This is a genomic window from Frigoribacterium sp. Leaf8, from assembly GCF_001421165.1.
Taxonomy (GTDB): domain Bacteria; phylum Actinomycetota; class Actinomycetes; order Actinomycetales; family Microbacteriaceae; genus Frigoribacterium.
The window spans coordinates 187252-213323 of record NZ_LMKB01000006.1; the positions used below are offsets into that span (position 1 = coordinate 187252).

General features: G+C 70.2%; 27 protein-coding genes and 3 tRNA genes. 10 read left to right on the plus strand and 20 right to left on the minus strand.

Annotated features, from left to right (window positions below):
- Window positions 1–20: 20 nt before the first annotated feature.
- The 5 genes from clpX to ASL10_RS12420 form a co-directional block, all read right to left on the minus strand.
- Entirely contained in the window at window positions 21–1301 is a 1281-nt protein-coding gene (clpX, locus tag ASL10_RS12400) for an ATP-dependent Clp protease ATP-binding subunit ClpX (RefSeq protein ID WP_043597039.1), read from the minus strand.
- A gap of 208 nt (window positions 1302–1509) precedes the next feature.
- On the minus strand, window positions 1510–2175 hold the full coding sequence (locus tag ASL10_RS12405) for an ATP-dependent Clp protease proteolytic subunit (protein ID WP_056048376.1): 666 nt from the start codon (window positions 2173–2175) through the stop codon (window positions 1510–1512).
- A 40-nt stretch (window positions 2176–2215) separates the two neighbouring features.
- Window positions 2216–2803 carry an ATP-dependent Clp protease proteolytic subunit gene (locus ASL10_RS12410; protein WP_043597035.1) on the minus strand — a complete coding sequence of 196 codons (588 nt, stop codon included), beginning with the start codon at window positions 2801–2803 and terminating at the stop codon, window positions 2216–2218.
- Window positions 2804–3021: 218 nt separating this feature from the next.
- Complete coding sequence (gene tig, locus ASL10_RS12415) at window positions 3022–4347, minus strand: trigger factor (RefSeq protein ID WP_056048379.1); 1326 nt, start codon at window positions 4345–4347, stop codon at window positions 3022–3024.
- A 62-nt stretch (window positions 4348–4409) separates the two neighbouring features.
- Window positions 4410–4482, minus strand: a tRNA-Pro gene (locus ASL10_RS12420).
- Window positions 4483–4633: 151 nt separating this feature from the next.
- Between ASL10_RS12420 and ASL10_RS12425 the strand changes: the two genes are divergently transcribed.
- Window positions 4634–4704 (plus strand) — tRNA-Gly (locus ASL10_RS12425).
- 224 nt (window positions 4705–4928) lie between these two features.
- Window positions 4929–5711 carry an SGNH/GDSL hydrolase family protein gene (locus ASL10_RS12430; RefSeq protein ID WP_056048382.1) on the plus strand — a complete coding sequence of 261 codons (783 nt, stop codon included), beginning with the start codon at window positions 4929–4931 and terminating at the stop codon, window positions 5709–5711.
- 66 nt (window positions 5712–5777) lie between these two features.
- Here the strand turns inward: ASL10_RS12430 and ASL10_RS12435 are convergent, their stop codons facing one another.
- Complete coding sequence (locus ASL10_RS12435; protein ID WP_056048385.1) at window positions 5778–6446, minus strand: response regulator transcription factor; 669 nt, start codon at window positions 6444–6446, stop codon at window positions 5778–5780.
- 29 nt (window positions 6447–6475) lie between these two features.
- Window positions 6476–7984 carry a sensor histidine kinase gene (locus tag ASL10_RS12440; protein WP_056048388.1) on the minus strand — a complete coding sequence of 503 codons (1509 nt, stop codon included), beginning with the start codon at window positions 7982–7984 and terminating at the stop codon, window positions 6476–6478.
- A 186-nt stretch (window positions 7985–8170) separates the two neighbouring features.
- Here ASL10_RS12440 and ASL10_RS12445 point away from each other — a divergent pair, with 186 nt between their 5' ends.
- Complete coding sequence (locus ASL10_RS12445) at window positions 8171–8659, plus strand: Dps family protein (protein ID WP_043597026.1); 489 nt, start codon at window positions 8171–8173, stop codon at window positions 8657–8659.
- A 78-nt stretch (window positions 8660–8737) separates the two neighbouring features.
- On the opposite strand, the gene ASL10_RS12450 is transcribed toward ASL10_RS12445, so the two are convergent.
- From ASL10_RS12450 to ASL10_RS12470, 5 genes are all read right to left on the minus strand, one after another.
- Window positions 8738–10246, minus strand: a complete 1509-nt coding sequence (locus ASL10_RS12450; RefSeq protein ID WP_056048392.1) for an amidohydrolase — start codon at window positions 10244–10246, stop codon at window positions 8738–8740.
- Complete coding sequence (locus ASL10_RS12455) at window positions 10243–10866, minus strand: FMN-binding negative transcriptional regulator (RefSeq protein WP_056048395.1); 624 nt, start codon at window positions 10864–10866, stop codon at window positions 10243–10245. The genes ASL10_RS12450 and ASL10_RS12455 overlap by 4 nt, the downstream gene beginning before the upstream one ends.
- 4 nt (window positions 10867–10870) lie before the next feature.
- Window positions 10871–11845: an Fpg/Nei family DNA glycosylase gene (locus ASL10_RS12460; RefSeq protein WP_056048397.1), complete on the minus strand. Its 975-nt coding sequence runs from the start codon at window positions 11843–11845 to the stop codon at window positions 10871–10873.
- A gap of 106 nt (window positions 11846–11951) precedes the next feature.
- Window positions 11952–12437 carry a ribose-5-phosphate isomerase gene (locus ASL10_RS12465; RefSeq protein ID WP_043597130.1) on the minus strand — a complete coding sequence of 162 codons (486 nt, stop codon included), beginning with the start codon at window positions 12435–12437 and terminating at the stop codon, window positions 11952–11954.
- Window positions 12438–12458: 21 nt separating this feature from the next.
- Window positions 12459–13085 carry a DsbA family protein gene (locus tag ASL10_RS12470; protein ID WP_056048400.1) on the minus strand — a complete coding sequence of 209 codons (627 nt, stop codon included), beginning with the start codon at window positions 13083–13085 and terminating at the stop codon, window positions 12459–12461.
- 91 nt (window positions 13086–13176) lie between these two features.
- Here ASL10_RS12470 and pepN point away from each other — a divergent pair, with 91 nt between their 5' ends.
- The 3 genes from pepN to ASL10_RS12485 all read left to right on the plus strand — a co-directional run bounded on the left by pepN (window position 13177) and on the right by ASL10_RS12485 (window position 17329).
- Entirely contained in the window at window positions 13177–15717 is a 2541-nt protein-coding gene (gene pepN, locus ASL10_RS12475; protein ID WP_056048404.1) for an aminopeptidase N, read from the plus strand.
- Window positions 15718–15845: 128 nt separating this feature from the next.
- A complete protein-coding gene (locus tag ASL10_RS12480; protein WP_056048409.1) occupies window positions 15846–16847 on the plus strand; it encodes a mechanosensitive ion channel family protein in 1002 nt (333 codons plus the stop codon).
- Complete coding sequence (locus ASL10_RS12485; RefSeq protein ID WP_082460556.1) at window positions 16844–17329, plus strand: globin; 486 nt, start codon at window positions 16844–16846, stop codon at window positions 17327–17329. Before ASL10_RS12480 ends, ASL10_RS12485 begins: the two co-directional genes overlap by 4 nt.
- Before the next feature lie 51 nt (window positions 17330–17380).
- Here the strand turns inward: ASL10_RS12485 and ASL10_RS12490 are convergent, their stop codons facing one another.
- Complete coding sequence (locus ASL10_RS12490) at window positions 17381–18052, minus strand: hypothetical protein (protein ID WP_056048412.1); 672 nt, start codon at window positions 18050–18052, stop codon at window positions 17381–17383.
- A gap of 21 nt (window positions 18053–18073) precedes the next feature.
- Between ASL10_RS12490 and ASL10_RS12495 the strand changes: the two genes are divergently transcribed.
- Window positions 18074–18943 (plus strand): acyl-CoA thioesterase II, encoded by an 870-nt coding sequence (locus ASL10_RS12495; RefSeq protein ID WP_056048415.1) that lies wholly within the window; start codon window positions 18074–18076, stop codon window positions 18941–18943.
- Window positions 18944–18959: 16 nt separating this feature from the next.
- Here ASL10_RS12495 and ASL10_RS12500 read toward each other — a convergent pair whose 3' ends face one another.
- The 6 genes from ASL10_RS12500 to msrA all read right to left on the minus strand — a co-directional run bounded on the left by ASL10_RS12500 (window position 18960) and on the right by msrA (window position 23258).
- A complete protein-coding gene (locus ASL10_RS12500; protein ID WP_056048417.1) occupies window positions 18960–19433 on the minus strand; it encodes a thioesterase family protein in 474 nt (157 codons plus the stop codon).
- A gap of 16 nt (window positions 19434–19449) precedes the next feature.
- Window positions 19450–21135 carry an energy-dependent translational throttle protein EttA gene (gene ettA, locus ASL10_RS12505; RefSeq protein WP_056048420.1) on the minus strand — a complete coding sequence of 562 codons (1686 nt, stop codon included), beginning with the start codon at window positions 21133–21135 and terminating at the stop codon, window positions 19450–19452.
- 37 nt (window positions 21136–21172) lie between these two features.
- The gene (locus tag ASL10_RS12510) at window positions 21173–21634 is read right to left on the minus strand and encodes a hypothetical protein (RefSeq protein WP_056048423.1); all 462 of its coding nucleotides are present in this window, start codon (window positions 21632–21634) and stop codon (window positions 21173–21175) included.
- A gap of 100 nt (window positions 21635–21734) precedes the next feature.
- Entirely contained in the window at window positions 21735–22337 is a 603-nt protein-coding gene (ssb, locus tag ASL10_RS12515) for a single-stranded DNA-binding protein (RefSeq protein ID WP_082460557.1), read from the minus strand.
- Between the two features lie 122 nt (window positions 22338–22459).
- On the minus strand, window positions 22460–22675 hold the full coding sequence (locus ASL10_RS12520; protein ID WP_056048425.1) for a hypothetical protein: 216 nt from the start codon (window positions 22673–22675) through the stop codon (window positions 22460–22462).
- 55 nt (window positions 22676–22730) lie between these two features.
- Entirely contained in the window at window positions 22731–23258 is a 528-nt protein-coding gene (gene msrA / locus ASL10_RS12525; RefSeq protein WP_056048428.1) for a peptide-methionine (S)-S-oxide reductase MsrA, read from the minus strand.
- A 47-nt stretch (window positions 23259–23305) separates the two neighbouring features.
- Here msrA and ASL10_RS12530 point away from each other — a divergent pair, with 47 nt between their 5' ends.
- From ASL10_RS12530 to ASL10_RS12540, 3 genes are all read left to right on the plus strand, one after another.
- Entirely contained in the window at window positions 23306–24325 is a 1020-nt protein-coding gene (locus ASL10_RS12530; RefSeq protein WP_056048431.1) for an aldo/keto reductase, read from the plus strand.
- Between the two features lie 158 nt (window positions 24326–24483).
- Window positions 24484–24780 carry a hypothetical protein gene (locus tag ASL10_RS12535; protein ID WP_233568527.1) on the plus strand — a complete coding sequence of 99 codons (297 nt, stop codon included), beginning with the start codon at window positions 24484–24486 and terminating at the stop codon, window positions 24778–24780.
- Between the two features lie 102 nt (window positions 24781–24882).
- A complete protein-coding gene (locus ASL10_RS12540) occupies window positions 24883–25749 on the plus strand; it encodes a hypothetical protein (protein ID WP_056048433.1) in 867 nt (288 codons plus the stop codon).
- A gap of 157 nt (window positions 25750–25906) precedes the next feature.
- Here ASL10_RS12540 and ASL10_RS12545 read toward each other — a convergent pair.
- A tRNA-Arg gene (locus ASL10_RS12545) sits at window positions 25907–25982 on the minus strand.
- Window positions 25983–26072 lie beyond the last annotated feature (90 nt).

Consider the following 26072-nt stretch of genomic DNA (forward strand, 5'->3'; position numbering starts at 1 on the left):
GGGGCGTTCTGACGTCGCTGCTAGGCGGACTTCTCGGTGCGCTGCTCGACGAGGCGCGGCACGATCGTGGGCGCGGCGTTCTCGAGCACCGACGCCCGCGTGATGACGACGCGCCCGACGGTGTCGTCGGACGGGACGTCGAACATGATCGGCCCGAGGACCTCTTCGAGGATGGCGCGGAGACCACGGGCACCGGTCTGGCGCAGGACGGCCAGGTCGGCGATCGCCTCGAGGGCGCCGCGATCGAACTCGAGCTCGACCCCGTCGATCTCGAACATGCGCTGGTACTGCCGCACGAGGGCGTTCTTGGGCTCGGTGAGGATCTGCATCAAGGCCGGCTGGTCGAGCTGCGTCACCGTGGTCACCACGGGCAGACGGCCGATGAACTCGGGGATCAGACCGAACTTGTGCAGGTCTTCGGGCAGGACCTCGCTGAAGAGGGCCGCCTCGTCTTCTTTGCTGTGCAGCGGGGCGCCGAAGCCGATGCCGCGCTTGCCGGCGCGGTTCGAGATGATGTCCTCGAGTCCGGCGAACGCCCCGGCGACGATGAACAGCACGTTGGTCGTGTCGACCTGGATGAATTCTTGGTGGGGGTGCTTGCGGCCACCCTGCGGCGGCACCGAGGCCACGGTGCCCTCGAGGATCTTGAGGAGTGCCTGTTGCACGCCCTCGCCCGAGACGTCTCGCGTGATGGACGGGTTCTCGGCCTTGCGGGCGATCTTGTCGATCTCGTCGATGTAGATGATGCCGGTCTCGGCCCGCTTGACGTCGTAGTCCGCAGCCTGGATCAGCTTCAGCAGGATGTTCTCGACGTCTTCGCCGACGTAACCCGCCTCGGTCAGGGCCGTGGCGTCGGCGACGGCGAACGGCACGTTGAGTCGCTTGGCGAGGGTCTGGGCCAGGTAGGTCTTGCCGCAGCCGGTCGGGCCGATCAAGAGGATGTTCGACTTCGAGATCTCGACCTCGTCGGCCAGCGACTCGGCGGCCGTGAGGGTGGAGGCGGCACGGATCCGTTTGTAGTGGTTGTAGACGGCCACGGACAGCGCACGCTTCGCCGCGTCCTGACCGATCACGTACTCTTCGAGGAACGAGTAGATCTCGCGGGGCTTGGGCAGGTCGAACTCGCTCGCGGGTTCGTCGCCGGCCTCGGCGAGGCGCTCTTCGATGATCTCGTTGCAGAGCTCGACGCATTCGTCGCAGATGTAGACGCCGGGACCGGCGATCAGCTGCTGGACCTGCTTCTGGCTCTTGCCGCAGAACGAGCATTTGAGCAGATCGGCACTCTCACCTATGCGCGCCATGCTCGGCCTCCCTGATTGGCTGAGGTCATCGACCGGGACCGGTCGTCGTGTGGGACGAGCCTAACCCGATCCGCCGACACTCACGGACCGACCCGGGTGGTTCGAGCACATCCGCGGTGGTGGCGGACGGACGCCGGGCCGTCCGTCCACCCGTCGACGCGACGACGGCCCCGGGCGGGTGCCCGGGGCCGTCGTCGTCGTGCCGTGGTCAGCGCGTGAGCGCCGCCGGCTGGTTCTTGCGCGAACCCAGGACCTGGTCGACGAGACCGTAGTCGAGGGCCTCCTGCGCTCCGAGGATGTTGTCGCGCTCGATGTCGCGGTTCACCTGCTCGGGCGTCTTGTTCGAGTGCTTCGACAGGGTCTCTTCGAGCCAGGTGCGCATGCGGAGCACCTCGGCGGCCTGGATCTCGATGTCCGAGGCCTGGCCGCCGCTGCTGCCACCGGTCGCGGGCTGGTGGATCAGCACGCGGGCGTTGGGCAGGGCGAGACGCTTGCCGGGCTGACCCGCGGCGAGCAGGACGGCCGCGGCCGAGGCGGCCTGACCGAGGCACACCGTCTGGATCTCGGGACGGATGTACTGCATCGTGTCGTAGATCGCCGTCATGGCCGTGAACGAGCCACCGGGCGAGTTGATGTACAGCGTGATGTCGCGGTCGGGGTCCATGCTCTCGAGCACGAGCAGCTGGGCCATGATGTCGTCGGCCGAGGCGTCGTCGACCTGCACGCCGAGGAAGACGATGCGGTCTTCGAACAGCTTCGCGTACGGGTCCTGACGCTTGTAGCCGTAGGCCGTCCGCTCTTCGAAGCTGGGCAGGATGTACCGGGAGCTGGGGGTCTGCACTCGACCCGCGCCACCCATCATCGGGAGTTCCATGAGTTCTTCTCTTTCTCGTTCTGACGAAGGGGCGGAGGGCCTAGGCCTGGTCGGTGCCGGCGCCGCCGACGACGTCGGTGGCCGAGCCGCGGATGTGGTCGACGAAGCCGTACTCGAGGGCCTCCTCGGCGGTGAACCAGCGGTCGCGGTCGCCGTCTTCGTTGATCTGCTCGACGGTCTTGCCCGTCTGTGCGGCCGTGATCTCGGCCAGTCGACGCTTCATCGAGAGGATGAGCTGCGCCTGCGTCTGGATGTCCGACGAGGTGCCGCCGAACCCGCCGTGCGGCTGGTGCAGCAGGACGCGCGCGTTCGGCGTGATGTAGCGCTTGCCCTTGGTGCCGGCCGTCAGGAGCAGCTGGCCCATCGAGGCGGCCATGCCGATGCCGACGGTGACGATGTCGTTCGGAACGAACTCCATGGCGTCGTAGATCGCCATGCCCGCCGTGATCGACCCGCCGGGCGAGTTGATGTAGAGGTAGATGTCCTTCTCGCTGTCTTCCGCAGCGAGCAGCAGCAGTTTCGCGGCGATCTCGTTGGCGTTCTCGTCGCGGACCTCAGAGCCGAGCCAGATGATCCGGTCTTTGAGCAGTCGGTCAAAAACACTGTTGGGCAGTGTCACGTCGGCCATGGTGGAGCTCCCATTCGTTGTCGCTTGTCGTCGAATCTATCGGAGCCAACGCACGGGTTCCGGGCTGTTCGCCCACGGCAGATACCGCGCCTCCCCGGCCCCGTCGGGGGCCCGTCCACGAGCCCGGGAGGCGCGGTGCCGGGAACGACGGAGGGCCGGGTGCGCACTCGCACCCGGCCCTCTCGGACGTGACGGGTCAGCCGACCCGCCGCTCTCGCTTACGCGTGGTCGTGACCCGCGTGGTCGTCGTCGTCGCCGCCGACGCCGGCGGTCGCCGTGAAGGCGGACAGGTCGACCGAGTCGCCCTTGCCGTCGACGACCTTGGCCTTGCTGAGCACGACCGCGAGGGCCTTGCTGCGGGCGACCTCGCCGACCATGGCGGGGATCTGGCCGTTCTGGTCGAGGACCTTGATGAACTCGCCGGGCTCCATGCCGTACTGCGCCGCACCCTGGATGAGGTACTGCGTCAGTTCGTCCTGCTCGACCTTGACGGCCTCTTTCTCGGCGATGGCGTCGAGGAGGATCTGGTTGCGGAAGGCCTTCTCGCTGCTCTCCTTCACCTCGGCGCGGTGCTCGTCGTCCTCGAGGCGGTTCTCCTGCTCGAGGTGACGGTGCACCTCGTCCTCGACGAGCTTCTCGGGGACGGGGATCTCGACGGCCTCGAGCAGCTTCTCGACGACCTGGTCGCGTGCCTGGGCACCCTGACCGAAGGTCTTCGACTTGGCGAGCTGCTCTTTCAGGTCGCCCTTGAGCTCGTCGATCGTGTCGAACTGGCTGGCGATCTGGGCGAAGTCGTCGTCGGCCTCGGGCAGCTCGCGCTCCTTGACGGCCGTGACGTCGACGGCGATGAGGGCGGTCTCGCCCTCGCGGTCCCCGCCGAGCAGCTTCGACTCGAAGGTGGTGCTCTCACCGGCGGTGAGGGACTCGAGGGCCTCGTCGATGCCCTCGATCAGCTCGCCCGAGCCGAGCTCGTACGAGATGCCCTTGGCGGTGTCGACGACGTCGTCGCCGATGGTGGCCGTCAGGTCGATCTGCGCGAAGTCACCCGTGGTGGCGGGGCGGTCGACGGTGACCAGCGTGCCGAAACGGGTACGCAGGTTCGTCAGCTCTTCGGCGATCTCGTCGTCGGTGATGTCGACCGTGTCGACCGTCAGCTCGAGGCCGTCGTACTCGGGCAGGTCGAAGTCGGGACGCACGTCGACCTCGACGGCGATCTTCAGGTCGCCGGAGAAGTCCTTGACGTTCGGCCACTCGACCACGTCGGCCTCGGGACGGCCGAGGACGCGGATCTCGGTCTCGGTCACGGCCTCGCGGTAGAACTTGTCGAGGCTCTCGCTGACGGCGTGGTTCAACACCTCTTCACGACCGACGCGCTGGTCGATGATGGGCGGCGGCACCTTGCCCTTGCGGAACCCGGGGATGTTGACCGACTCGGCGATGTGACCGTAGGCGTGCGTGACGCTGGGCTTGAGCTCGTCGGGGGTGACGACGATGTTGAGCTTGACGCGCGTGGGGCTGAGCTTCTCAACCGTGGTCTGGACCAATGTGGGGCTTCTCCTGTGTTGGTGGCGCTGAACTCACATCCGAGACAGCAGGTAGACGATCGTCGGGGCGACAGGACTCGAACCTGCGATCTTCCGCCCCCAAAACGGACGCGCTAGCCACTACGCTACGCCCCGTGTATCAGCCTGGAACCGGCCTGCACGCGTGAGCCCCGTTGAGGTCGGGTACGTGAAGGCCGCGTCGAGTCTAGCCGACACCGGGGGCCGTGACTGAGCGACCTCGTCGGATGCCTTATGCTGGTCTCACCCGTGCGGCCCGGCCGCTCACGGGGATGTAGCTCAATGGTAGAGCCTCAGTCTTCCAAACTGATCACGCGGGTTCGATTCCCGTCATCCCCTCTGTGTTTGTTCGACGCCTCCGGCGTCCGGCGCCGGGGGCGCCTCGAATGAAACCTTCTCCGCGCCTTGCACGCAGGCGTCGACGCCGGCAGGCGCCCTCGATGAAATGTTCTCCGGGCCTTGCACGCAGGCGTCGGCGGCCTTCAGGGGTCTCTCGGCCAGCTCGGGGGGAAGTCGTGCTGGCGGATGATTTTTCCCGGCGCGACGTGACCCAAGATGGCCACATGAGACGCGCGACGTTCGCACGGGTCGCGCTGGTCGGTGCGGTCGTGGCCACCCTGGCGGCCGGGTGCGCCGCCCCACCGACCGAGGCGACCAGCGGGTCCGGGTCCGGGTCCGGGTCCGGCGCGATCGCGCAGGCCGCGGCCGGGCCCGGCGTGGCCGTGGCACCGACCTCGGGCGGGGTGCGGGTCGCGATCGTCGGCGACTCGCTCACGGCCGGCGGAGGTCGCCTGCTGAGCGAGGGGCTCACCGCCGACACCTGGATGACCTACGCCCAGGGCGACGGCGTCGACTACGTCGGCGGCTACGCGAAGGGCGGCTCGACCGTGCAGGAGCAGGCCGCCGCGGTGCGCCCCGTCGCCGACGTCGACGTCCTGGTCCTGATGTCGGGCACGAACGACGTGCGCCTGGGCACGAGCTTCGCCGAGTCCGCCTCGTCGTACGACGCCATCGTCGACACGATCCGGCCGGAGCACGTCGTCGTGGCCGCGATCCCGCCCTACGACCGTGCACCCCGGGCCGCGGCCCGGTACGAGGCACAGCTCGAACGCTACGTCGCCGACAAGGGCTGGACCTTCACCGACCCCTGGGGGTTCGCGCGGGCGGGCGACGTCTTCGCCGCCGGCACGACCGTCGACGGCATCCACCCCACGACGGCCGGGTACGAAGCCGTCGGCCACGCCTTGCGCGACGTCGTCCTCGACGTCGCCGGCGCCCGGGTCGTCGCCCCCCAGGCGGACTCCCCCGCCGACCCGGCCGACACCCCTCCGGGCACGACCAGCTGACGACGCCCGTCCTCGACCTCGGCCGCCCGGTCAGGGGCGCGATGCCGACGCGGGGGACGCGTCGACTCAGTGCTGCAGGAAGGCCAGCACGGCGAGCACCCGGCGGTGGTCGGTGCCGCTGTCTTCCAGCAGGAGCTTCTGGAAGATCGAGGTGACGTTCTTCTCCACCGCACCCGTTCCGATGACCAGTTCGGCCGCGATGGCGGCGTTCGTGCGACCCTCGGCCATCAGCGTCAGGACCTCCCGCTCCCGCGGCGTGAGCGCGGCGAGCGGATCGCTGCGACGGCCCAGCAACTGCGAGACGACCTGCGGGTCGAGGACCGTGCCGCCGTCGGACACCCGCCCGAGCGCGTCACGGAACTCGTCGAACGAGGCGATGCGGTCCTTGAGCAGGTAGCCGACCCCGCCCGAGCCCGCTTCGAGCAGGTCGCGGGCGTAGGCCACCTCGACGTACTGCGACAGCAGCAGGATGCCGAGGTCGGGCCGACGGCGTCGCGCCTCGATCGCGGCCCGGACGCCCTCGTCGGTGTGCGTCGGCGGCATGCGGACGTCGAGGACGGCGATGTCGGGACGGACCTCGTCGAGGTCGGCCAGCAAGGCGTCGGCGTCGCCGTACGCCCCCACGACGTCGACCCCGATCTCGTCGAGCAGTCGGACGAGCCCCTCCCGCAGCAGCACCGAGTCGTCGGCGACGACGACACGGAGGGGCTGACGGGAGGGGCTCTCGAGACTCACGCGTCCAGACTACGGGCGCGGCCCACGGACTACGGTCGCGCGGGCGGCCCGGCCGGCGGGTCGAGCGGCCCGTCGGGCAGCGCGGCGTCGGACAGCGGCTCGGTCACGGCCGTCGACGAGAACGGCGGCAGCGGCTCGGTCGGCAGCGGCAGCGTCGGGTTGCTCGGCACCTCGATCGTCATCGGGATGCTCACCGTGACGATGGTCGGCCCGCCCTGCGGGCTGCTGATGTCGAGGAAGCCGCCGAGGCCCACCAGGCGCTCCTGCACCCCGGCGAGACCGTGGCCGTCGCGCAGGCCGGCGCCGCCGCGCCCGTCGTCGGTCACGACGAGTTCGAGCAGGGTGCCGATGCCGTCGGGAGCCTGCCTCGTGCGCAGCACGAGGTCGGCGCTGGCCGCCCCGGCGTGCTTGCCCGTGTTCGTCACCAGTTCGGACGCGATGAAGTACGCGTTGCGCTCGATGTCGCTCGGGATCACGACGTGCGCGGGCACCCGGTCGAGCATCGTGGTGGGCACCACCGAGCGGTCGACGAGCGACTCGAGCGCCGCCACGAGGCCCCGGTCCATCAACAACGGAGGCGCGAAACCGCGGGACAGGGCACGCAGCTCCTCGAGGGCCTCGCGGGACTGGACCCGCGCCTCCTCGATGAGGGTCTTGCTCTTCTCGGGGTCGGTGTCGACGGCGCGGGACGCCGCGGCGAGGTCCATCTGCAGACGCACCAGACGCTGTTGCGGTCCGTCGTGGATGTCGCGCTCGAGCCGGCGGAGGGCCGTGCCCTCGGCCGACAGGGCGGCCGTGCGCGAGATCTCACGGTCGGCGAGCTCGACCTCGAGCTGCTCGCTGCGGAACCCCCCGAGCATGACGGCGGCGATCGCCTGGTGCATGACGACGAACCCGTGCACGACGTAGGGATAGACGAGCACGACGCCCGCGAAGAGCGCGAGGGCGAGGACGACGAGCACCGCGCCTCCGCCGTTGCCGATCGCGGACGCCCAGTTGAAGGTGTCGAACGGCGGCAACGCCTGGAAGACGAGCACGACCCCCAGGACGGCGAGCACCGGGCCGGCCAGGAGACCCACGAGGACGAAGGACGTGAAGCCCGCCACGATCGGGAACACCACGACGCCGTAGAGCAGGTACAGCCAGTAGTGCGGGTTGGCGAAGACCGAGACGGCCCGCGCGAAGCGGTTCGTCGACCGGCCCCACTCGGTGTTCGGCGTCCAGTCGACGGGGCGGATGGGTCGGTCGCTGGCCCACCGCAGGCGGAGCACCTCGAAGGTGCCGAACCACCGGGCGATCCAGAGCGCGCCGAAGACGACGATCGCGAGGAAGACGAGGGTGAACAGCGAGTCGCTCGACCCGCTGACCGTGTGCAGGAACAACGAGGCGGCCACCGTCACGATGACGACGAGGACGGCCGACAGGGCGACGTAGCCGAGTTCACGGGGCAGTTCGCGCCAACGGCGTCGGTAGCCACCGGGTGGGGGCGAGGGCGAGAGGTAGGGGTTGGCGGCGGTGATGGTGGTCTCCTGGATCATGCCTTCGAGCCTGGTCCGGACGGGGCGTCCACCCCATGGTGCCAGCGCCCGGACCGCCGGTGGGGTTATCCCCCCTCACGACCCGTGGTGAGGTGAGGCTGGCCTAGGTGAGCCGAGCCTCAGCTTGCTTGCGGAATTCTCCCAGACGTCTAGCGTTGCCTCCATCGTCTAGGAAAGGACCACGTCATGACCGACATCACCCGCACCGTCCCCCAGGGTTCCGTCGACCCCGACGTCGCCGCCGGCGTCGCCCAGTTCCTCAGCCAGATCGTCACCGACATGACGGCCCTGTCGGTCAACGGCAAGCAGGCCCACTGGCACGTGCGCGGCATCGCGTTCGTCGCCGTCCACGAACTCATCGACGTGGTCGTCGACCACGCCCGCGAGTGGGCCGACCTCGCCGCCGAGCGCGTCGTCGCCCTCGGCCTGCCGGTCGACGGACGCATCGAGACCGTCGCCGCCAAGACGGTCATCCCCCCCACCTCCCCCGGCTTCAACCAGATCGACGTCACGATCGCCGAGCTGGTCGCCCAGATCGACGCCTCGCTCGTCGCCGTCCGCGAGGCCATCGACGAGCTCGGCGAGCTCGACGCCTCGAGCCAGGACGTCGCCATCGAGATCTCGCGGGGCCTCGAGAAGGACCGCTGGTTCCTCGCCGCGCACGTCGCCGGCTGACCCGTCCCGCCGGACGGACGAAGGCCGCCACCCCGCACGGGGTGGCGGCCTTCGCCGTGTCGGGTCGACGCCGCCTCGTCAGAGCGTGCGGTGCGTCCACCGACCCGCCAGGACCGTGCCGACGACGGGCATCCGGCGCAGCTGGTCGTCCGACGCGGCGAGCGGATCGACCTCGGTGACCACGAGATCGGCGACGGAGCCGACCTCGACCGTGGCTCGACCGCCCGTCGAGGCGGCGAGCGCCGCCGAGGCGACCAGTCGCTGTTCGGGGTGCCACGCCTCGCGTCCGTCGCGCGAGCGCGAGATCGCCGCGGCCATCGCCACCCAGGGATCGAGCGGGGCGACCGGCGCATCCGAACCGAGCTGCAGGCGGACGCCGGCGGCGACGAGGCTCTCGAAGACGTAGGCACGCTCGGAGCGGCCCACCCAGAGCCGGTCGACGACGTCGCGGTCGTCCATGGCGTGTTCGGGCTGCACGCTGGCCACGATGCCGAGGCGCGCGAACCGGTCGACGTCGTGCAGGTCGAGCAGTTGGGCGTGCTCGATGCTGCCCCCGCAGCCGACCAGCTCGAGGGCGTCCAGCGCCTGGGCGTTCGCGGCGTCGCCGATCGCGTGCACGGCCGGGACGAGTCCCGCCGAGGAGGCGCGGCGCAGCCACCCGACGAGTTCGTCGGTCTCGTAGATGCGCACCCCCCGAGCAGCCGGGTCGCCCTCGAGCCCGGGGTACGGGTCGTGGCACCACGCGGTGCGGGTGCCGAGGGAGCCGTCGGTGATGATCTTGAACGGCCCCATGGTGACGAGGCCCTCGGTGCCCGGGACCACGTCGCCGGTGCGCAGCCCGCGGGCGACGACGGCGTCGAGGTCGCGGGGGTAGACCCCGGGACGGATGCGGAGGCCCCGCGTGCCTCCGGCCACCCGACGTGTCCAGCGGTCGAGCGACAGCGTCATCTCGAGGTCGACGACGCCGACGACCCCCCGTGCGGCGGCCGCGTCGACGGCCTCGGCGACCCACCCGTCGAGCTGTTCGTCCGGTACGACGCTCACCGCGGCGCTGACGTCGAAGGCCGGCTGCTCGCGCAGCAGGCCGGTCGGGTGGTCGGCGTGACCGTGACGGGCCAGGGCGGACGAGTCGAGCCAGACGGAGTGCAGGTCGTTGCTCACGAGGACGACCGGCACGTCACCGGCCACCGAGTCGAGGAGCGCGCGGCTCGGAGCATCGGGCCAGAGGGCGTCCTGGAAGCCGTAGCCGACGAGGGTCCCGCCCGCCTCGACCGGCTCGACGCGGAGGCGCTCCCCCACGATCGAGGCCGCCTCGGCGGCGGACCGTGCCCGCGACAGGTCGAGTCGTCGGCGCACCAACGCCCACTGGTCCATGTGGACGTGGGAGTCCCAGAGGCCCGGGGCGAGCCAGCGGCCGTCGAGGTCGACCACCTCGGCACCGACGGGGGCGGGGCCGGACGCGAGCGCGACGACCCGGCCACCCTCGAGCAGGACGTCCACGGGAGCGGGTCCGCCGCCGACCAGGCGGGCGCCCGTCAGGAGCGTGCGCCGCGCCTCCTCGGCCCGGGTTCCTGCGCCGACCGTCATCGGTCGCGCACCCGGCGCATCTCGGCGGCGAGCGCCGGCTGCGCGTAGTGCTCGCCGTGCTCGAGCTCGTCCACGATGCGGTCGACGACCTCGGGTGCCTTGTTCTGGCTCAGCTTGGCGCGGGCGTCGAACCGGGTCACGCGCAGCCGGATGCCGACGGTGCCCTTCGCGACCCGGCGAGAGCCCTCGTCGTCGAGGGTGAGGGTCGAGGGCTCGGGCATGACGCGCTCGAAGTGGTCGACGAGCTCGCCCAGCACGCGGAAGTTCTCGTCGTCCGAGAGGATCTCGGGGGTGCCCCAGAGGTGCGCCGTGACGTGGTTCCAGGTGGGGATGATCTGCTCGGCCGGGTACCAGCCGGGTGAGACGTAGCCGTGCGGGCCCTGGACGATCACCATGACCTCGTGCTCGCCCAGTTCGTGCGAGCGCTCGTCCGGACGACCGACGTGGCTGACGAGCACGATGGCCCCCGGGTCGGCGTCGTCCTGCTCGAGCACGACGGGGTAGTGCGACGCGACGAGACCGGCCGCCGTGTGCGACACGATCGTCGCCCACGGGTTCTCGTGGATCAGCCTCTTGACCTCGTCGACGTCGGACAGGACGAACGTGGGGCTGTGCCGCATGCGGTCAAGTCTGGTCGGTCGGGCACCAGTACAGCTTGCGACCCGCGGCCATCTCCATCACGACGTTCGTCCCGCAGACCCGGCAGGGCAGACCCTCGCGGTGGTAGACCCAGTGCCGGTCGGCCCGGCTGCGCAGGGCCTTGGCGTGCTGGGACTTGGTGAGACCGTCCATGGTCATCATCTGGCCGAGCTCCACGCCGCTCTTGAGCAGCTTCGTCCAGTCTTTGTAGAGGGCGCGCAGCACCTCTTCGGGGACCTGGTTGCCGGGAGTGTGCGGGTCGAGCCGGGCCCGGAACAGCAGCTCGGCCCGGTAGATGTTGCCGATGCCGCTGACCACGCTCTGGTCCATCAGCAACAGGCCGATCGGGGTGCGCTTCCCGCCCGCGATCGACACGAAGCGGTCGGCGCCCTTCTTCGGCGAGTCGACGAGGGGGTCGGGACCGAGCTTGGAGATCGCCAGGTCGACCCCGGCCGCGTCGAGCACCTCGCACTTCGTCGGGCCACGGAGGTCGCCGACCGCGGTGTCGGTCAACAGCCGCACGCGCACCTGCCCGACGGGCTCGGGCGGGAACGAGTCGATGTCGTCCTCGGTCTTCTCCTGCTCGGCCATGCGCACGCGAGACCGGCGTGGCGCCCCGATGCTGGCCATCGAGTCCTCTCCGTCGTCGTCGGGGGCGTTCTCGGCCTTGCGGGTGGCCGCCCGGCGAGTCCGGGACTCGGCCATCGAATGGCCCGTGGCGATGGCGCCCGCGAAGTCCCACGCACCGTAGAGCCCGAGGTGCACGTGCAGCCACAGGCCGTTGTCGAACTCGAGGAACATCTGCTTGCCGACGGCCTTGGAGTCGACCATCGTGGCGCCGTCGAGCCTGGTCGCCCCGTCGGCGAACCGACCCTGGGGCGAACTCACCCGGACTCGGTGGCCGACGAAGCTCTGCTCGAACTGGTTGGCGATGCGGTGGACGGAATGGCCCTCGGGCACGGCGACACCTCTCTCGGTGGTCGATGGAACGGTCTCGGGCGTGACGCCGGAGACGACGGAGCGGCGAGGCCCCGGTCGGGGTCCCGCCGCTCTCGACGTTACGTCGTCAGTCGACCGGGTGACCGGCGATGGCGCCCGTGGTCTCGTACTCGCCGACCTGCGCGATGCGGCGCACGTGGCGTTCGTCGTGGCTGAACGGCTCGGCGACGAAGGCGTCGATGAACGCCAGGGCCTCGGCCTCGGTGTGCTGGCGCGCCCCGATCGCGATGACGTTCGCGTCGTTGTGCTGGCGGGCGAGCTTGGCCGTCGAGTCGTTCCAGACCAGGGCGGCACGGACGCCCTCGACCTTGTTCGCGGCGATCTGCTCGCCGTTGCCCGAGCCGCCGAAGACGACGCCCAGCGCCTCGTGGCCGGCACGCTGGTCCCGCACGGTCGCCCGGGCCGCCGCGATGCAGAACGACGGGTAGTCGTCGAGGGGCTCGTAGCTCGTCGGACCGTGGTCGGTCACGTCGTGGCCCGCGTCGGTGAGGTGCTGGATGACGGTCGTGCTGAAGTCGAGGCCGGCGTGATCGGTCGCCACGTGGATGCGCATGGAGACGATCCTACGACCGGCTCAGTCGAAGATCGGCCCGACCGTGCGCGTGCGCTTGATCTCGAAGAAGCCGGGGTACGAGGCCACGGCGACGACTCCGTCCCACAGCCGCAGCGCCTCCTCGCCCTTCGGCGCCGGAGAGATGACGGGGCCGAAGAAGGCGACGCCGTCGACCGAGATGACAGGCGTGCCGACGTCCTGGCCGACCCGGCCGATGCCGTCGAAGTGGCTGGCACGCATCTGCTCGTCGTACTCGTCGCCGTCCGCGTACCGCGCGAAGTCGGCGGGCAGTCCGACCTCGGCCACGGCACCGGCGATGACGACGTCGCCGTCCTTCTCGCCCTCGTGGTGTATGCGGGTGCCGAGGGCGTCGTAGAGCGGCTTGACGATCTGCTGACCGTGGAGTTCACCTGCGGCCGTGACGAGCCGCGTGTAGCGCAGCATGCGGGCGAAGTTGGCCTTGTACTCGTCGCTGACGTCGGCGTCCTCGTTGAGCACCGCGAGGCTCATCACGTGGAAGGTGACGTCGAGGTCACGGTGCTTCGCGACCTCGTCGACCCAGCGGCTGGTCATCCAGGCCCAGGGGCACGACGGGTCGAACCAGAAGTCGACGACGGTGTGGGACGCGGGAGCGGGGGTGTCGGTCATGCCCTCAGTCAACACCCCGGCGTCGTACAGCCGGTCTAGGCTTTCAGCGGACCACGAGTCCCCCCTCACCCCCAAGACGGATGGAGCCAGCGTGCCCGGAGAGAACCTCACCCGCGTCGAGGCGCAAGAGCGCAAGAACGTCGTCGACGTGCAGTCGTACGAGATCGCCCTCGACCTGACCCGCGGCGACGAGGTGTTCGGCAGCTCGACCACCGTGCGCTTCACCGCCACCCCCGGAGCGTCGACCTTCATCGACGCGCTCACCAGCACCGTGCACTCGGTGACCCTCAACGGCACCGCGCTCGACGTCGACGCGGTCTCCGACGGCGTGCGCATCCAGCTGGCCGAGCTGGCCGCCGAGAACGTGCTCGAGGTCGTCGCCGATGCCGAGTACACCAACACCGGCGAGGGCCTGCACCGGTTCGTCGACCCGGTCGACGGCGAGGTCTACCTCTACTCGCAGTTCGAGGTGCCCGACAGCCGCCGCGTCTTCGCGGTCTTCGAGCAGCCCGACCTCAAGGCGACGTTCCAGTTCACGGTCACCGCACCCACACGCTGGCAGGTCGTCAGCAACCAGCCCACGCCCGAACCCGTCGTCGACGGTGAGACCGGCACCTGGACGTTCTCGCCCACGCCCGTGCTCTCGAGCTACGTCACGGCGATCATCGCCGGCCCGTACGACGTGGTCCGCAGCGACCTCACCAGTTCCGACGGCCGCACGATCCCGCTCGGCATCTTCACGCGCCGATCCCTCACCGAGTACCTCGACGCCGACTACATCTTCGAGAAGACCCGTCAGGGCTTCGCCTACTACGAAGAGAAGTTCGACTACGCGTACCCCTTCGACAAGTACGACCAGCTCTTCGTGCCCGAGTTCAACGCCGGTGCCATGGAGAACGCGGGTGCCGTCACCTTCGTCGAGACCTACGTCTTCCGCAGCAAGGTGACCGACGCCATCAAGGAACGCCGCGTCGTCACGATCCTCCACGAGCTCGCGCACATGTGGTTCGGCGACCTCGTCACGATGAAGTGGTGGAACGACCTCTGGCTGAACGAGTCGTTCGCCGAGTGGGCCTCGACCATCTCGACCGCCGAGGCGACCGAGTGGACCGAGGCCTGGACCACCTTCCAGGCGATGGAGAAGAGCTGGGCCTACCGCCAGGACCAGCTGCCGTCGACGCACCCCGTCGTCGCCACGATCAACGACCTCGAGGACGTCCAGGTCAACTTCGACGGCATCACCTACGCCAAGGGCGGGTCGGTGCTCAAGCAGCTCGTCGCCTGGGTGGGCATCGACGCCTTCTACGCCGGCGTCGCGGCGTACTTCAAGAAGCACCACCACTCGAACACCGAGCTGAGCGACCTGCTCGTCGAACTCGAGGCCACCTCGGGCCGCGAGTTGACCAGCTGGTCGAAGCTCTGGCTCGAGACCGCGGGCGTCAACACGTTGCGTCCCGAGCTCGAGGTCGACGAGAACGGCGTGATCACCTCGTTCGCCGTGCTCCAGGAGGCGGCCGCCGACCACCCCACCATCCGCCCGCACCGCCTCGCCATCGGCCTCTACGCCCTGCAGGGCGACGCCCTGGTCCGCACCGACCGCGTCGAGATCGACGTGGACGGCACCCGTACCGAGGTCCCCGAGCTGGTCGGCCTGAACCGCGGCGACCTCGTGCTGATCAACGACGACGACCTCGCCTACGCGAAGATCCGACTCGACGAGGTGTCGCTCGCCACGGCCATCGCCCACCTGTCGAAGATCTCGAACCCGCTGGCCCGCGCCCTCGTCTGGGGCTCGGTCTGGGACGCGACGCGCGACGCCGAGACCTCGGCCTCGGACTACGTGCGTCTCGTGCTCGACAACATCGCGACCGAGACCGAGTCGACGACGATCCGCACCACGCTCTCACAGCTGCTGCAGACCGCCCGCAGCTACGTCGCCCCCGCGCGCCGCACCTCCACGATCACCGAGGTCGGCGACGGCCTCTGGGCCCTCGCCCAGGGTGCCGAGGCCGGGTCGGACGCCCAGTTCCAGTTCGTCACCTTCTTCGCCGCGATCGCGTCGACCGAGACCCACCGGGAGGCGCTGGCCGGCCTGCTCGACGGATCGCTCGCCCTCGAGGGCCTCACCGTCGACACCGACCTGCGCTGGCAGCTGCTCGAGGGCCTCGTGCTCGTCGGCGGTGCCGGTGAGGCCGAGATCGACGCCGCCCTCGCCGAGGACAACACGGCGAACGGCGCCCAGGCCGCCGCGCGGGCCCGCGCGACGATCGCGACCACCGAGGGCAAGCTCACCGCCTTCGCGTCGGTCGTCGACAGCGCCGAGCAGCCCAACGCCATCGTCCGGGCGACGACCCTCGGGTTCCAGCACACGAACGACCCGGCGATCCTGCAGCCGCTCGTCGAGCGCTACTTCTCGTCCCTCACCGGCATCTGGGAGTCGCGCAGCTACCACATCGCCGACACCCTCGTCTCGGGGCTGTACCCGGCCGGCCTCGCCGACCAGGCCCTCGTCGACGCGTCGTACGCGTGGCTCGAGGCGAACCCCGAGACGCCGGCCCTGCGCCGCATCGTGAGCGAGAGCGTCGCGGGCGTCGAGCGGGCCCTGCGGGTGCAGGCGGTCGACCGGCAGTAGTCGTGCCCCGGGTCGCGCGACGACCCGACGACCGACCCGGACGGCGGGCCCTCTCACAGGGCCCGCCGTTCCGGCGTCCAGGCACCTCCCGGGTGGGGTTGCGGTGGCGTGCTTGACTTGTCGCTCATATGGACCTCCTCCTCGCTGCCGCCACCGACCCCGCCGCCCCGATCGCCTTCGACTGGGACGCCTTCTGGACGATGTGGCGCGTTCCCATCCGCATCGTGGCGATCCTGCTCGTCGCGGTGCTGTTGCGCGTCGCCCTGCACTTCACCATCCGGCGGGTCGTCGACCAGGTCGTGAACGGAATCAAGCGGAAGCAGAACGTCGACGACACGCAGGCCCTCATGGCCTCGCCGCTGCAGGCCGTCCGGGTCGTCCAGCGCACCCGCACGCTCGGCAGCGTGCTGAACAACGTGGTGACGGTCGTCGTCGCGGGCATCGCGCTCGTGTTGATCCTCGGCGAACTGAACTTCAACGCCGTCGCGATCGTCAGCGCGGCGGGCGTGGTCGGTGCCGGACTCGCGTTCGGCGCCCAGAACATCGTCAAGGACATGCTCAACGGCATCTTCATGGTCGCCGAAGACCAGCTGGGGGTGGGCGACGTCGTCGACGTCGGGCCCGCGGCCGGCGTCGTCGAGGCCGTCGGCATCCGCGTCACGCAGATCCGCGACGTGAACGGCGTGCTGTGGTTCGTCCGCAACGGCGAGATCCTGCGCGTGGGCAACATGTCGCAAGGCTGGACGCGCGTGGTCATCGACCTCGCCGTGCCGTACTCCGCCGACGTCGACCAGGTGCAGGACGCCATGTTGAACACCGCGAACGAGCTCGCCGCGATCCCGAAGTGGAGGCGCGCCATCATCGACCAGCCCGAGGTCTGGGGAATCCAGTCGATCGCCGAGGAGCACGTGGTCATCCGCATCGTCGCCAAGACACGGTCCGCCGACCGTGACAACGTCGACCGGGAGCTGCGGTCCCGTCTCAAGAAGACCCTGGATGCCATGGACATCGTGCTGCCCTCGCTGACGAGCGTCGTCCTCACCGGCTTCGACAGCGCCTCCTCGGTCCAGGGCGCCCGGGCGCCCCGCACGGCGCCGACGCCCCACGTGCCGCGGAGCAAGCGCAAATGACCGACCTGCCGCTGACGCCGCGCCCGTCCACCGCTCAGCCCGTGACTCCCCCGCCGTCGGCCGTGCCGGTCACCGTCCGGCTGGGCCTCGGTGACGACGCCGCCCAGGGCAACTTCTGGGAGCAGATCGGTGGGCGGCCGACCTTCGAGAAGTTGGTCCGCCGCTTCTACGAGGGCGTCCGGACCGACGAGGTGCTCTGGCCGATGTACCCGGAAGCGGATCTCGAGGGCGCGATCCAACGCTTGACGGGGTTCCTCGAGCAGTACTGGGGCGGCCCCACCACCTACAGCCAGGAGCGCGGGCACCCCCGCCTGCGCATGCGGCACATGCCGTTCCGGGTGACGCCCGAGGCACGTGACCACTGGCTGCAGCACATGCGGGTGGCCGTCGACGAACTCGAACTCGCTCCGCTCGACGACGCGATGCTCTGGGGCTACCTGGATCGCGCCGCGCAGGCCATGGTCAACACGTTCGAGCGCTGACCGCCCACCGCCGGGCTGCCCGCCTCGGACCGCCCACCGCCGGGCCGATCGTCAGAGCAGGGACGATCGCCGCTTGACGAGCACGTGGCCCTTGGGCGTCGTGAGGCGGGTCCAGGTGCCGGTCTCGAACACGGCGACCTCGTCCTCGCCGTCGAGGAATCCCAGGCTGAGGGCACCGAAGCCGGCTCCGGCGGGAACCCCCTCGGCACCCTCGACGGGGGCCGACCACACGTCGGCTCGCACCCGGTGCACGATCTGCTCACCGGTGCCCGTGGGGATCGCCTCGGCGACGCGGGCGATTCCGGCCTCGGCGGTCGATCGGAGGCGGTCGGCCTCGATCGGGCCGAGTCGCGTCCAGCCCCCGCGCGGCGGCGAGATCGCTGCCCAGGTCACGGTGTTGACCGTGGCGGGCACGGACACGGTGACCGCAGCGGTCGGGTCGACGACGTCGTTCTGCAGGCGTACGAGGCGCTCCTTCAGCGACCGGACCGGGACCACGGCGTCGAACTCGGGGCGGTCGTCGAGTTGAAAGGTGCGGAGCCCCAGCACGGTAGGGCTCGAGTCGAGCAGACCCATCGGGTAGAACACGGCGACGTAGACGGCCAGGACACCGGAGCCGGCGATGAGCCGGACCGAGCCGTCCTCCACCCGGCCCGCACGCCCGAGATAGGTCGCGAGATCGCTGAGGGACAGGGAGTCGGGGAGGGTGAATGCGTCGTTCATCGGCCCCCTAAACTACATCGCGTGACCGACGATCCGCTGCAGAGCCTGCTGTCCACCCTCGACCTCTCGCCGGCGGGCAACGTCGGTGGTCAGGACGTCTTCACGGGTGGGTCACAGCCCGAGCCGCTCGGTCGCGTGTTCGGCGGCCAGGTCGCCGCGCAGGCCCTCGTCGCCGCCCAGCGCACCGTCGGCGGCGGACGCGACGTCCACTCGCTGCATTCGTACTTCCTGCGGCCCGGCGACCTCAACATCCCCATCACGTTCACGGTCGACCGCATCCACGACGGCCGGTCGTTCGCGACCCGTCGCACCCAGGCGTCGCAGGACGGCGTGCCGATCTTCTCGATGATCGCGTCCTTCCAGACCCCCGACGAGGGGCTCGACCACCAGGTCGACATGCCCTCCGGCCTGCCCGATCCCGAGGACGTCCCGAGCGACGCCGAGTTGCTGTCCGCGGTCGACAACCCCGTCGCCCAGTCGTGGGCCCGGCGGCCGTTCGACATGCGCCACGTGCCGTCGCCGGTCTTCTTCAGCGTCGAGGGCGACCACGTCGCGCACCAGGCCGTCTGGCTCAAGGCCACCGGCCCTCTGCCCGACGACGCCGACCTGCACCGCGCCGCCCTGCTGTACGCGAGCGACTACACGCTCCTCGAACCGATCTACCGCCGTCACGGCGTCGCGTTCGTCACCCCCGGGCTCAAGGCCGCGAGCCTCGACCACGCCATGTGGTGGCACCGTCCCGCCCGCGTCGACGAATGGCTTCTCTACGTGCAAGAGAGCCCCAATGCGGTGGGCGGACGTGGCCTCTCGCTCGGGCGCATCTACGACCGCGCGGGCACTCTCGTGGCGAGCGTCGCACAAGAGGGCATGGTGCGGGTGCCGCGAGGCTGACCCGCCACGTTCCTGGTCAGCGCCGGCGGAAGGCCAGGGGTTCTTCGACGAACGGCGACCAGGCGTCGCGCTCGACGTCGGAGATGCGCCGGGGCTGATTCGTCGCCGAGTCGACCAGCACGATGGTGGTGGCGGCCTTCGTGAACAGCGTCCGGGGCTCGACGCCCTCGGGCGACCAGACCTCGTAGCAGACCTCGAGGCTCGCCCCGCCGAGTCGCCCGACCCAGATCTGCACGTCGAGCGGGGCCCGCAGGTACGGGATGGGGACGAGGTACTCGAGCTCCTGCCGGGCGATGAGCGTCATCGTCGCGGCGTTGGGACTGCCGTCGAGGACGGCGGCCGAGGACCGTTCGTCGATCGCCCCGTCGGCAGACCAGAACGCGTCGATGCGCGCCTCCTCGAGGAGGCGCAGCATCGACGCGTTGTTCACGTGACGGTACCCGTCGAGATCGCTCCAGCGGACTCGGGTCGGCACGTGCAGGCGGGTCATGACGGTGCGGTGCCGGTCAGTCGCGCGTGAGCTTGCGGTACGTGGCCGAACTCGGCTTCGCCGCGTCGGCGCCGAGGCGCTCGACCTTGTTCTCTTCGTACGCCTCGAAGTTGCCCTCGAACCAGTACCAGTTGGGCGTGCCGTCGTCGTTCAGGCCCTCCCACGAGAGGATGTGCGTGGCGATCCGATCGAGGAACCACCGGTCGTGTGTGATGACCACGGCGCAGCCGGGGAACTCGAGGAGCGCGTTCTCGAGGCTGCCCAGCGTCTCGACGTCGAGGTCGTTGGTGGGCTCGTCGAGCAGGAGGAGGTTGCCGCCCTGCTTGAGCGTCAGCGCCAGGTTGAGGCGGTTGCGCTCACCACCCGACAGCACGCCGGCCTTCTTCTGCTGGTCGGGACCCTTGAAGCCGAACTGCGACACGTAGGCCCGCGACGGGATCTCGGTCTTGCCGACCTGGATGTAGTCGTGCCCCTCGGAGACGACCTCCCACAGGTTCTTGTTGGGGTCGATGCCGCCACGGCTCTGGTCGACGTACGAGATGTCGACCGTCTCGCCGACCTTGAGCTCGCCACCGTCGAGCGGCTCGAGGCCGACGACCGTCTTGAAGAGGGTGGTCTTGCCGACGCCGTTCGGCCCGATGACGCCGACGATGCCGTTGCGGGGCAGCGTGAACGACAGGTCGTCGATGAGCACACGCTCGCCGAACGACTTGTGGAGCTTCTTGGCGTCGATGACCTGTGAGCCGAGACGCGGGCCCACGGGGATCACGATCTCTTCGAAGTCCAAGGTGCGCGTGCGCTCGGCCTCGTTCGCCATCTCTTCGTAGCGCGCCAGACGTGCCTTCGACTTCGCCTGACGGCCCTTGGCGTTGCTCCGGACCCACTCGAGCTCGGACGCGAGGCGCTTGGCGAGCTTGGCGTCCTTCTTGCCCTGGACCTGGAGGCGCTCGCCCTTCTTCTCGAGGTAGGTCGAGTAGTTGCCCTCGTAGGGGTAGAGGCGGCCGCGGTCGACCTCGGCGATCCACTCGGCGACGTGGTCGAGGAAGTACCGGTCGTGGGTCACGGCGAGCACGGCGCCGGGGTACTTGCTGAGGTGCTGCTCGAGCCAGAGCACGCTCTCGGCGTCGAGGTGGTTGGTGGGCTCGTCGAGGAGCAGCAGGTCGGGCTTCTGCAGCAGCAGCTTGCACAGCGCGACGCGACGCTTCTCACCACCGGAGAGGTTCGCGACCTCGGCATCGCCCGGAGGCGTGCGCAGGGCCGACATGGCCTGCTCGAGCTGGGAGTCGAGGTCCCAGGCGTCGGCGGCGTCGATCTCTTCTTGGAGGGTGCCCATCTCGGCGAGCAACGCGTCGAAGTCGGCGTCGGGCTCGGCCATGGCGGCCGAGACCTCGTTGAAGCGGTCGAGCTTCTGCTTGATCGGCCCCACGCCCTCTTGCACGTTCTCGAGGACGGTCTTGGTCTCGTCGAGTTCGGGCTCTTGCATCAGGATGCCGACCGAGTAGCCGGGGCTGAGCTTCGCCTCGCCGTTGCTGGGGGTGTCGAGCCCCGCCATGATCTTGAGGATCGTCGACTTGCCGGCGCCGTTCGGCCCCACGACACCGATCTTCGCCCCCGGGATGAACGACATGGTGACGTCGTCGAGGATCAGCTTGTCGCCGACCGCCTTGCGGGCGCGCACCATCGAGTAAATGTATTCGGCCATGACAGCGAGTCTATCGGGCGGGGCCCCGCCCCCGACGTCACCAGTCGATGGCTCGGGTCGACCCGATGAGGCAGGCGCCCGTGCCGAGGACCGGCGCCGTCTGGCTGCTGTAGCCCGCGCCCGAGACCTGCCCGATCAGGCAGTCCTGACCCCAGAGCACCGAGAACTGCACGCTGTCGGCGTCGCGGCCGATCGAGGTCGTGTCGGCGGTGACCTGCATCGTCGACTTGTCGAAGCCGGCCGCCACCAGCGCGTCGACGACGGCGCGCCCACCCGGGCGGGCGTTCGCCGCGACGGTCGCGGCGTTCACCTCGTCGAAGTGGGCCAGCGCCTCGGCCGTCGTGGACGTGGACGAGAACGGCGGGGCGTCCGTCGACGGGGCGACGGACGACGGCGTCGGTGACGGCTCGGGCGACGAGGTGCACCCCACGAGGGGGATCGCCACGGCCAGCACGATCGCGGCGAGCGCCAGGCCGCGTGGAGGTCTCGAACCGGTCACGGGGGCCCTTCGTCGCTGGCGGCGGCCGCGGGTCGGCGAGCCGTGAGGAGTCTACGGCGTGCCGACCCACGGGCCCGGGACACGGGCGTCACCGGGGTGGTCAGAACGGGGCCGCCACCTCGTCCGCGCCGACGGCCGCGGGAGCACCCCAGTCCGCGCCGTCGTCGGGGATCGCCACCCGGTCGGGGTCCGACGACGCATCCGTCGCCGCACCGTCCGAGGGGCCTCCGTGACCGGTTCCGTGGTCCGCCTCCGTCTCGGGTGCCGCGCCGCTCTCGTCGGAGGCGACGGTCGGATCGCCCCCGCCCGCGGCCGAGGAGGAGCCCGCCGTGGCGGACGAAGCGGACGCCACCCGCCGTTCGAAGGTCGACCTGCCCCAGACGAGGTCGTGACCGACCGCGTCCGCGTCCACCTCCACCGTCATGCCGCTGCGCTCGCCCGACTCCCACGCGCGGATGCGGACGCGCCCCGTGGCCACGACCCGCTGCCCCTTGCGGAGGCTGGCCAGCACGTTGTCGGCGAGCTGACGGAAGCACGTCACGGTGTACCAGTTGGTCTCGCCGTCGACCCACTCGCCCTTGACGCGGTCGTACCGTCGCTGCGTCGAGGCGAGTCGGAAGCTCGTGATGGAGAGGCCGGTCTGCGTGACGAGGGCCCGGGGGTCGGTCGCGATGATCCCTGTGAGGGTGATGGTGTCTGTCATGACGGGAGTCTCGCGGGGGCGAGGGACCCCCGGGACGGCACCCGCGCCTCCTTGTGGAGAAGGAGGCGCGGGGGCCGCCCGGGGGACGACACGACGACAAGTCGTCCGGGGACGACCGGGCCTCAGTGTTCGTGGAACTCCGGGTAGTCGGCGCCGGGCCCCAACGCCGCGAACAGGGCGCTCTTGGCCACGGCCAGGCTCGGGTAGACGCCGCCGTCGGCTCCCTTCGCGGACAGGCGCACCGTGAAGCCGCCGTCGGTCCGCAGGATGGTCCCGACCGCGCCTGCCGGGCCCACGGCCACCCAGGTCTGTCGGTGCAAGGTGTTCTGGTCACTCATCGTCGAGCGCCCCTTTCCTCTTTCTCGGTCGGTCACACCGGGCGGCGTGACCCGTCTACGAGGCGAGCACGTACTTCGCGTACGACTTGCGGATCTTGGTGACCTTCGGCAGCGCGACGGCGGTGCAGTAGCCCTGGCCGGGGTTCTTGGCGAAGAAGTCCTGGTGGTGCTCCTCGGCGTCGTACCAGGTGGACAGCGGCTCGATCGTCGTGACGACACCGCCGCCCCAGGCCTCGGAGGCGCGGTCACGGGCCGCCTGGAAGACCGCCTCCTGGTCGTGGTCGGCGGCGAACATCGCCGAGCGGTACTGGGTGCCGACGTCGGCGCCCTGCCGGTTCAGCTGCCGCGGGTCGTGCAGGGTGAAGAAGACGTCGAGGACGACGTCGGCGGGGAGCTTCTCGGGGTCGAAGCCGACCGCGACGGCCTCGGCGTGACCCGTGCGGCCCGTGCACACGTCGTCGTAGCTCGGCCGCTCGGTGTCTCCGCCGGTGTAACCCGAGACCACCTCGGTGACGCCGTCGAGGGTGCGGTAGACCGCGTCGAGGCACCAGAAGCACCCACCGGCCAGAACGAACGTCGTCATGCCCGTGAACCTACTCCCGAGCCGAGGGCCCGCCCTAGGCTGACCGCATGAGATCACCTTTCACGCCCTACGTCGCCGACGACGCACGGTACTCACGACTGGACTACGTCCGTACCGGCCGCAGCGGACTCCGGCTGCCCCGCATCTCCCTCGGCTTCTGGAACAACTTCGGCTCGGACCGGAGCCTCGAGACGCAGCGCGACATCGTGCTGCGCGCGTTCGACCGGGGGGTCACCCACTTCGACCTGGCGAACAACTACGGCCCGCCCTACGGCTCGGCCGAAGAGCAGTTCGGTCGCATCGCCGCGGCGAACCTGCGCCCCTACCGCGACGAGATCGTGGTCTCGTCGAAGGCGGGCTACGACATGACCCCCGGACCGTACGGCGACGGGGGGTCGCGCAAGTACCTGCTCAACTCGCTCGAGGCCAGCCTCGGGCGGCTCGGCATGGACCACGTCGACATCTTCTACTCGCACCGCCCCGACCCCGAGACCCCGATCGACGAGACGATGGGGGCGCTCGCGACGGCCGTCCGGCAGGGCAAGGCGCTCTACGCCGGCATCTCCAACTACGACCCGGCGCAGACCGAGGCCGCGATCGACGCCCTGGCCGCCGAGGGCGTGCCCCTGCTGATCCACCAGCCGCGGTACAACATGTTCGACCGCCGGCCCGAGCGAGGGCTCTTCGACACCCTCCTGACCCGCGGCGTCGGTTCGATCGTGTTCTCGCCCCTGGCCGGGGGCCTCCTGACGAACCGCTACCTCTCGGGCAGTGCTCCCGCGGGTTCGCGCGCGGCCGAGGGCCGGTGGTTCTCCGAGGACGCCCTCGACGAGACCTACCTCTCCCGCGTCCGCGGCCTGAACGAGATCGCGGAGGCGCGGGGCCAGTCGCTCGCGCAGCTCTCGCTCACCTGGGTGCTGCGCCAACCCGCCGTGACCAGCGCCCTCATCGGCGCCTCGTCGGTGGCCCAGCTTGACGACAGCCTCGACGCACTCGACGGTGCCGAGCTGACCGAGGACGAGCTCGCGGCGATCGAGCCGCTGGCGGTCGACGGCACCGGCCGCTGACCGGACGGCGCGGTGCCGACGGGGCACCGCGCCATCCAGGCGTCCGACGCGTCCGACGTGTCCGAGGTGTCCCAGGTGTCCGACGTCGATGTCGGTGGTCACCCCTAGCGTCAGGGGTGTTCTCGACAGCATCGGCCGGATGACCTCAGGAGCACCTCATGACCAGCAGCACCCTCGACCACGCGATCGTCCCGCCTGCGCCGCACGCTCACGCACGCGTTCCCCTTCCCTCCCTGCGCTCGACCCGCGGCGGCCTGCAGCTCGTCCAGGTGCACGACGACCTCGCCCGGGTGACCCGTCCCGGTGGCGAGATCGTGGGCTACGTCGAGCGCTTCGACGACCCGCAGGGTGATCGCTACCGCGCCAAGCGGTTCCTGCCCCGTCAGCGTCGGTTCGTCGAGATCGGCGAGTTCTGGAGTCGCGACGACGCCACCGACTGCTTCCGGTTCGCCTGATCCCGACGCCTCCGCCGGAGCACCGTGACGGCGTCTCCGGCGGCGGGCTCGACAGCATGTCGCAGCGGTGCAACCTTCGACCTCGGCTGTAGTGTTCGCCCCATGCAGTGGTGGAACGATCTCGTCGAATGGCTCTCTTCGGACAACGGGTGGCGTGTCGTCACCGATGCGGTGATCCCCTTCGTCGCCATCGTCGTGGCCGGCATCGTCGCAGCCCTCATCGGCCGGGCGAGCACGCGGCGGGTCGTGTCGTTGCACGAGGACGAGGCGAAAGCGGCGGCGGTCGCGGCCCTCGTCTCGGCAGCCCGCAAGGGTGCCGTCTACAGCTCGCTCGGAGTCGAGGAGCGCGCCTACGCCGATCACCTAGGCCACGAAGCCGACGTCCGGCTGCGGCTGTCGCCCGCGACCGGCAGCACCCTCGCCGCCGACTGGGCGGCTCACGAACTGGCCGAGATCAAGCGCAACTCGGCGTCCTTCAGCTTCCAGTCCGAGCAGACGCTGGGCGAACTCCGCGACCGCCTCGTCGAGTGGCAGAACCGCCCCGGGCGGGCCAAGAAGCTGTTCCGCGACGATCTCGCCCGCTGGAAGTACGAAGAAGCCGACGTCGACCGAGACACGGCCGCGAAGCAGAAGGCCTGGGAAGCCGAGCATCGGGCTGCGGCGGCGACCGAGCAGCGACGTACCGAGACCTCCGCGCCCTCGGGTGCCGCACCCTCGGCAGCGCTCCGCCCGGCGGCCCTCGACGATGCCCTGGTTCGCGGTGGCGACGAGGCCTACCGGGCACCGACGGCTCACGCCCCGCTGGCCGGACCGTCGCCGGTGTCCGCGCCCGAGGCACCGGCGGTCACGCCGGCTGACGCGAGCCACGACGACACCCGCGACGACGCGATGGACGACGAGCGTTTCGAGCAGCCGGTCAGTGCGAGCCAGGTCCGACGCCGGACGACACCCGAACGCGCGGACGACTGACCAGGTGAAGGAACGACGACGCGCCCCCGACCTCGGTCGGGGGCGCGTCGTCGTGTGGGGGGGGGTGGTGTCGCGTGGTGCCCCCGGCAGCCAGCGTCATCAGCACCGTGAACCTGCGAGCAAGAGATGAGAAGCACCGCGTAGATCATGGATGGCGTGGTGCCCCCGGCAGGAATCGAACCTGCGACCAAGAGATTAGAAGGCTCCTGCTCTATCCGCTGAGCTACGGGGGCGAACCCGACCACGATACCGTGCCCGCTCCTCCGTCCCGGTAGCGGTCCGGCCACGCTCCGCACCGTGTTTCGTGCACCGCGCCCCGACTA

What these genes read in the sequence shown, in the direction of transcription:
- ASL10_RS12480 (WP_056048409.1), top strand. Translation starts at nt 15,846, where the DNA reads ATGGACCTCCTCCTCGCTGCCGCCACCGACCCCGCCGCCCCGATCGCC.
- ASL10_RS12445 (WP_043597026.1), top strand. Translation starts at nt 8,171, where the DNA reads ATGACCGACATCACCCGCACCGTCCCCCAGGGTTCCGTCGACCCCGAC.
- ASL10_RS12535 (WP_233568527.1), top strand. Translation starts at nt 24,484, where the DNA reads ATGACCAGCAGCACCCTCGACCACGCGATCGTCCCGCCTGCGCCGCAC.
- ASL10_RS12485 (WP_082460556.1), top strand. Translation starts at nt 16,844, where the DNA reads ATGACCGACCTGCCGCTGACGCCGCGCCCGTCCACCGCTCAGCCCGTG.
- ASL10_RS12455 (WP_056048395.1), bottom strand. Translation starts at nt 10,866, where the DNA reads ATGCGGCACAGCCCCACGTTCGTCCTGTCCGACGTCGACGAGGTCAAG.
- ASL10_RS12465 (WP_043597130.1), bottom strand. Translation starts at nt 12,437, where the DNA reads ATGCGCATCCACGTGGCGACCGATCACGCCGGCCTCGACTTCAGCACG.
- ASL10_RS12540 (WP_056048433.1), top strand. Translation starts at nt 24,883, where the DNA reads ATGCAGTGGTGGAACGATCTCGTCGAATGGCTCTCTTCGGACAACGGG.
- ASL10_RS12405 (WP_056048376.1), bottom strand. Translation starts at nt 2,175, where the DNA reads ATGGAACTCCCGATGATGGGTGGCGCGGGTCGAGTGCAGACCCCCAGC.
- ssb (WP_082460557.1), bottom strand. Translation starts at nt 22,337, where the DNA reads ATGACAGACACCATCACCCTCACAGGGATCATCGCGACCGACCCCCGG.
- clpX (WP_043597039.1), bottom strand. Translation starts at nt 1,301, where the DNA reads ATGGCGCGCATAGGTGAGAGTGCCGATCTGCTCAAATGCTCGTTCTGC.
- ASL10_RS12410 (WP_043597035.1), bottom strand. Translation starts at nt 2,803, where the DNA reads ATGGCCGACGTGACACTGCCCAACAGTGTTTTTGACCGACTGCTCAAA.
- ASL10_RS12520 (WP_056048425.1), bottom strand. Translation starts at nt 22,675, where the DNA reads ATGAGTGACCAGAACACCTTGCACCGACAGACCTGGGTGGCCGTGGGC.
- ASL10_RS12440 (WP_056048388.1), bottom strand. Translation starts at nt 7,984, where the DNA reads ATGATCCAGGAGACCACCATCACCGCCGCCAACCCCTACCTCTCGCCC.
- ASL10_RS12450 (WP_056048392.1), bottom strand. Translation starts at nt 10,246, where the DNA reads ATGACGGTCGGCGCAGGAACCCGGGCCGAGGAGGCGCGGCGCACGCTC.
- msrA (WP_056048428.1), bottom strand. Translation starts at nt 23,258, where the DNA reads ATGACGACGTTCGTTCTGGCCGGTGGGTGCTTCTGGTGCCTCGACGCG.
- ASL10_RS12500 (WP_056048417.1), bottom strand. Translation starts at nt 19,433, where the DNA reads ATGACCCGCCTGCACGTGCCGACCCGAGTCCGCTGGAGCGATCTCGAC.
- ASL10_RS12470 (WP_056048400.1), bottom strand. Translation starts at nt 13,085, where the DNA reads ATGACCGACACCCCCGCTCCCGCGTCCCACACCGTCGTCGACTTCTGG.
- ASL10_RS12430 (WP_056048382.1), top strand. Translation starts at nt 4,929, where the DNA reads ATGAGACGCGCGACGTTCGCACGGGTCGCGCTGGTCGGTGCGGTCGTG.
- ASL10_RS12490 (WP_056048412.1), bottom strand. Translation starts at nt 18,052, where the DNA reads ATGAACGACGCATTCACCCTCCCCGACTCCCTGTCCCTCAGCGATCTC.
- ASL10_RS12530 (WP_056048431.1), top strand. Translation starts at nt 23,306, where the DNA reads ATGAGATCACCTTTCACGCCCTACGTCGCCGACGACGCACGGTACTCA.
- ettA (WP_056048420.1), bottom strand. Translation starts at nt 21,135, where the DNA reads ATGGCCGAATACATTTACTCGATGGTGCGCGCCCGCAAGGCGGTCGGC.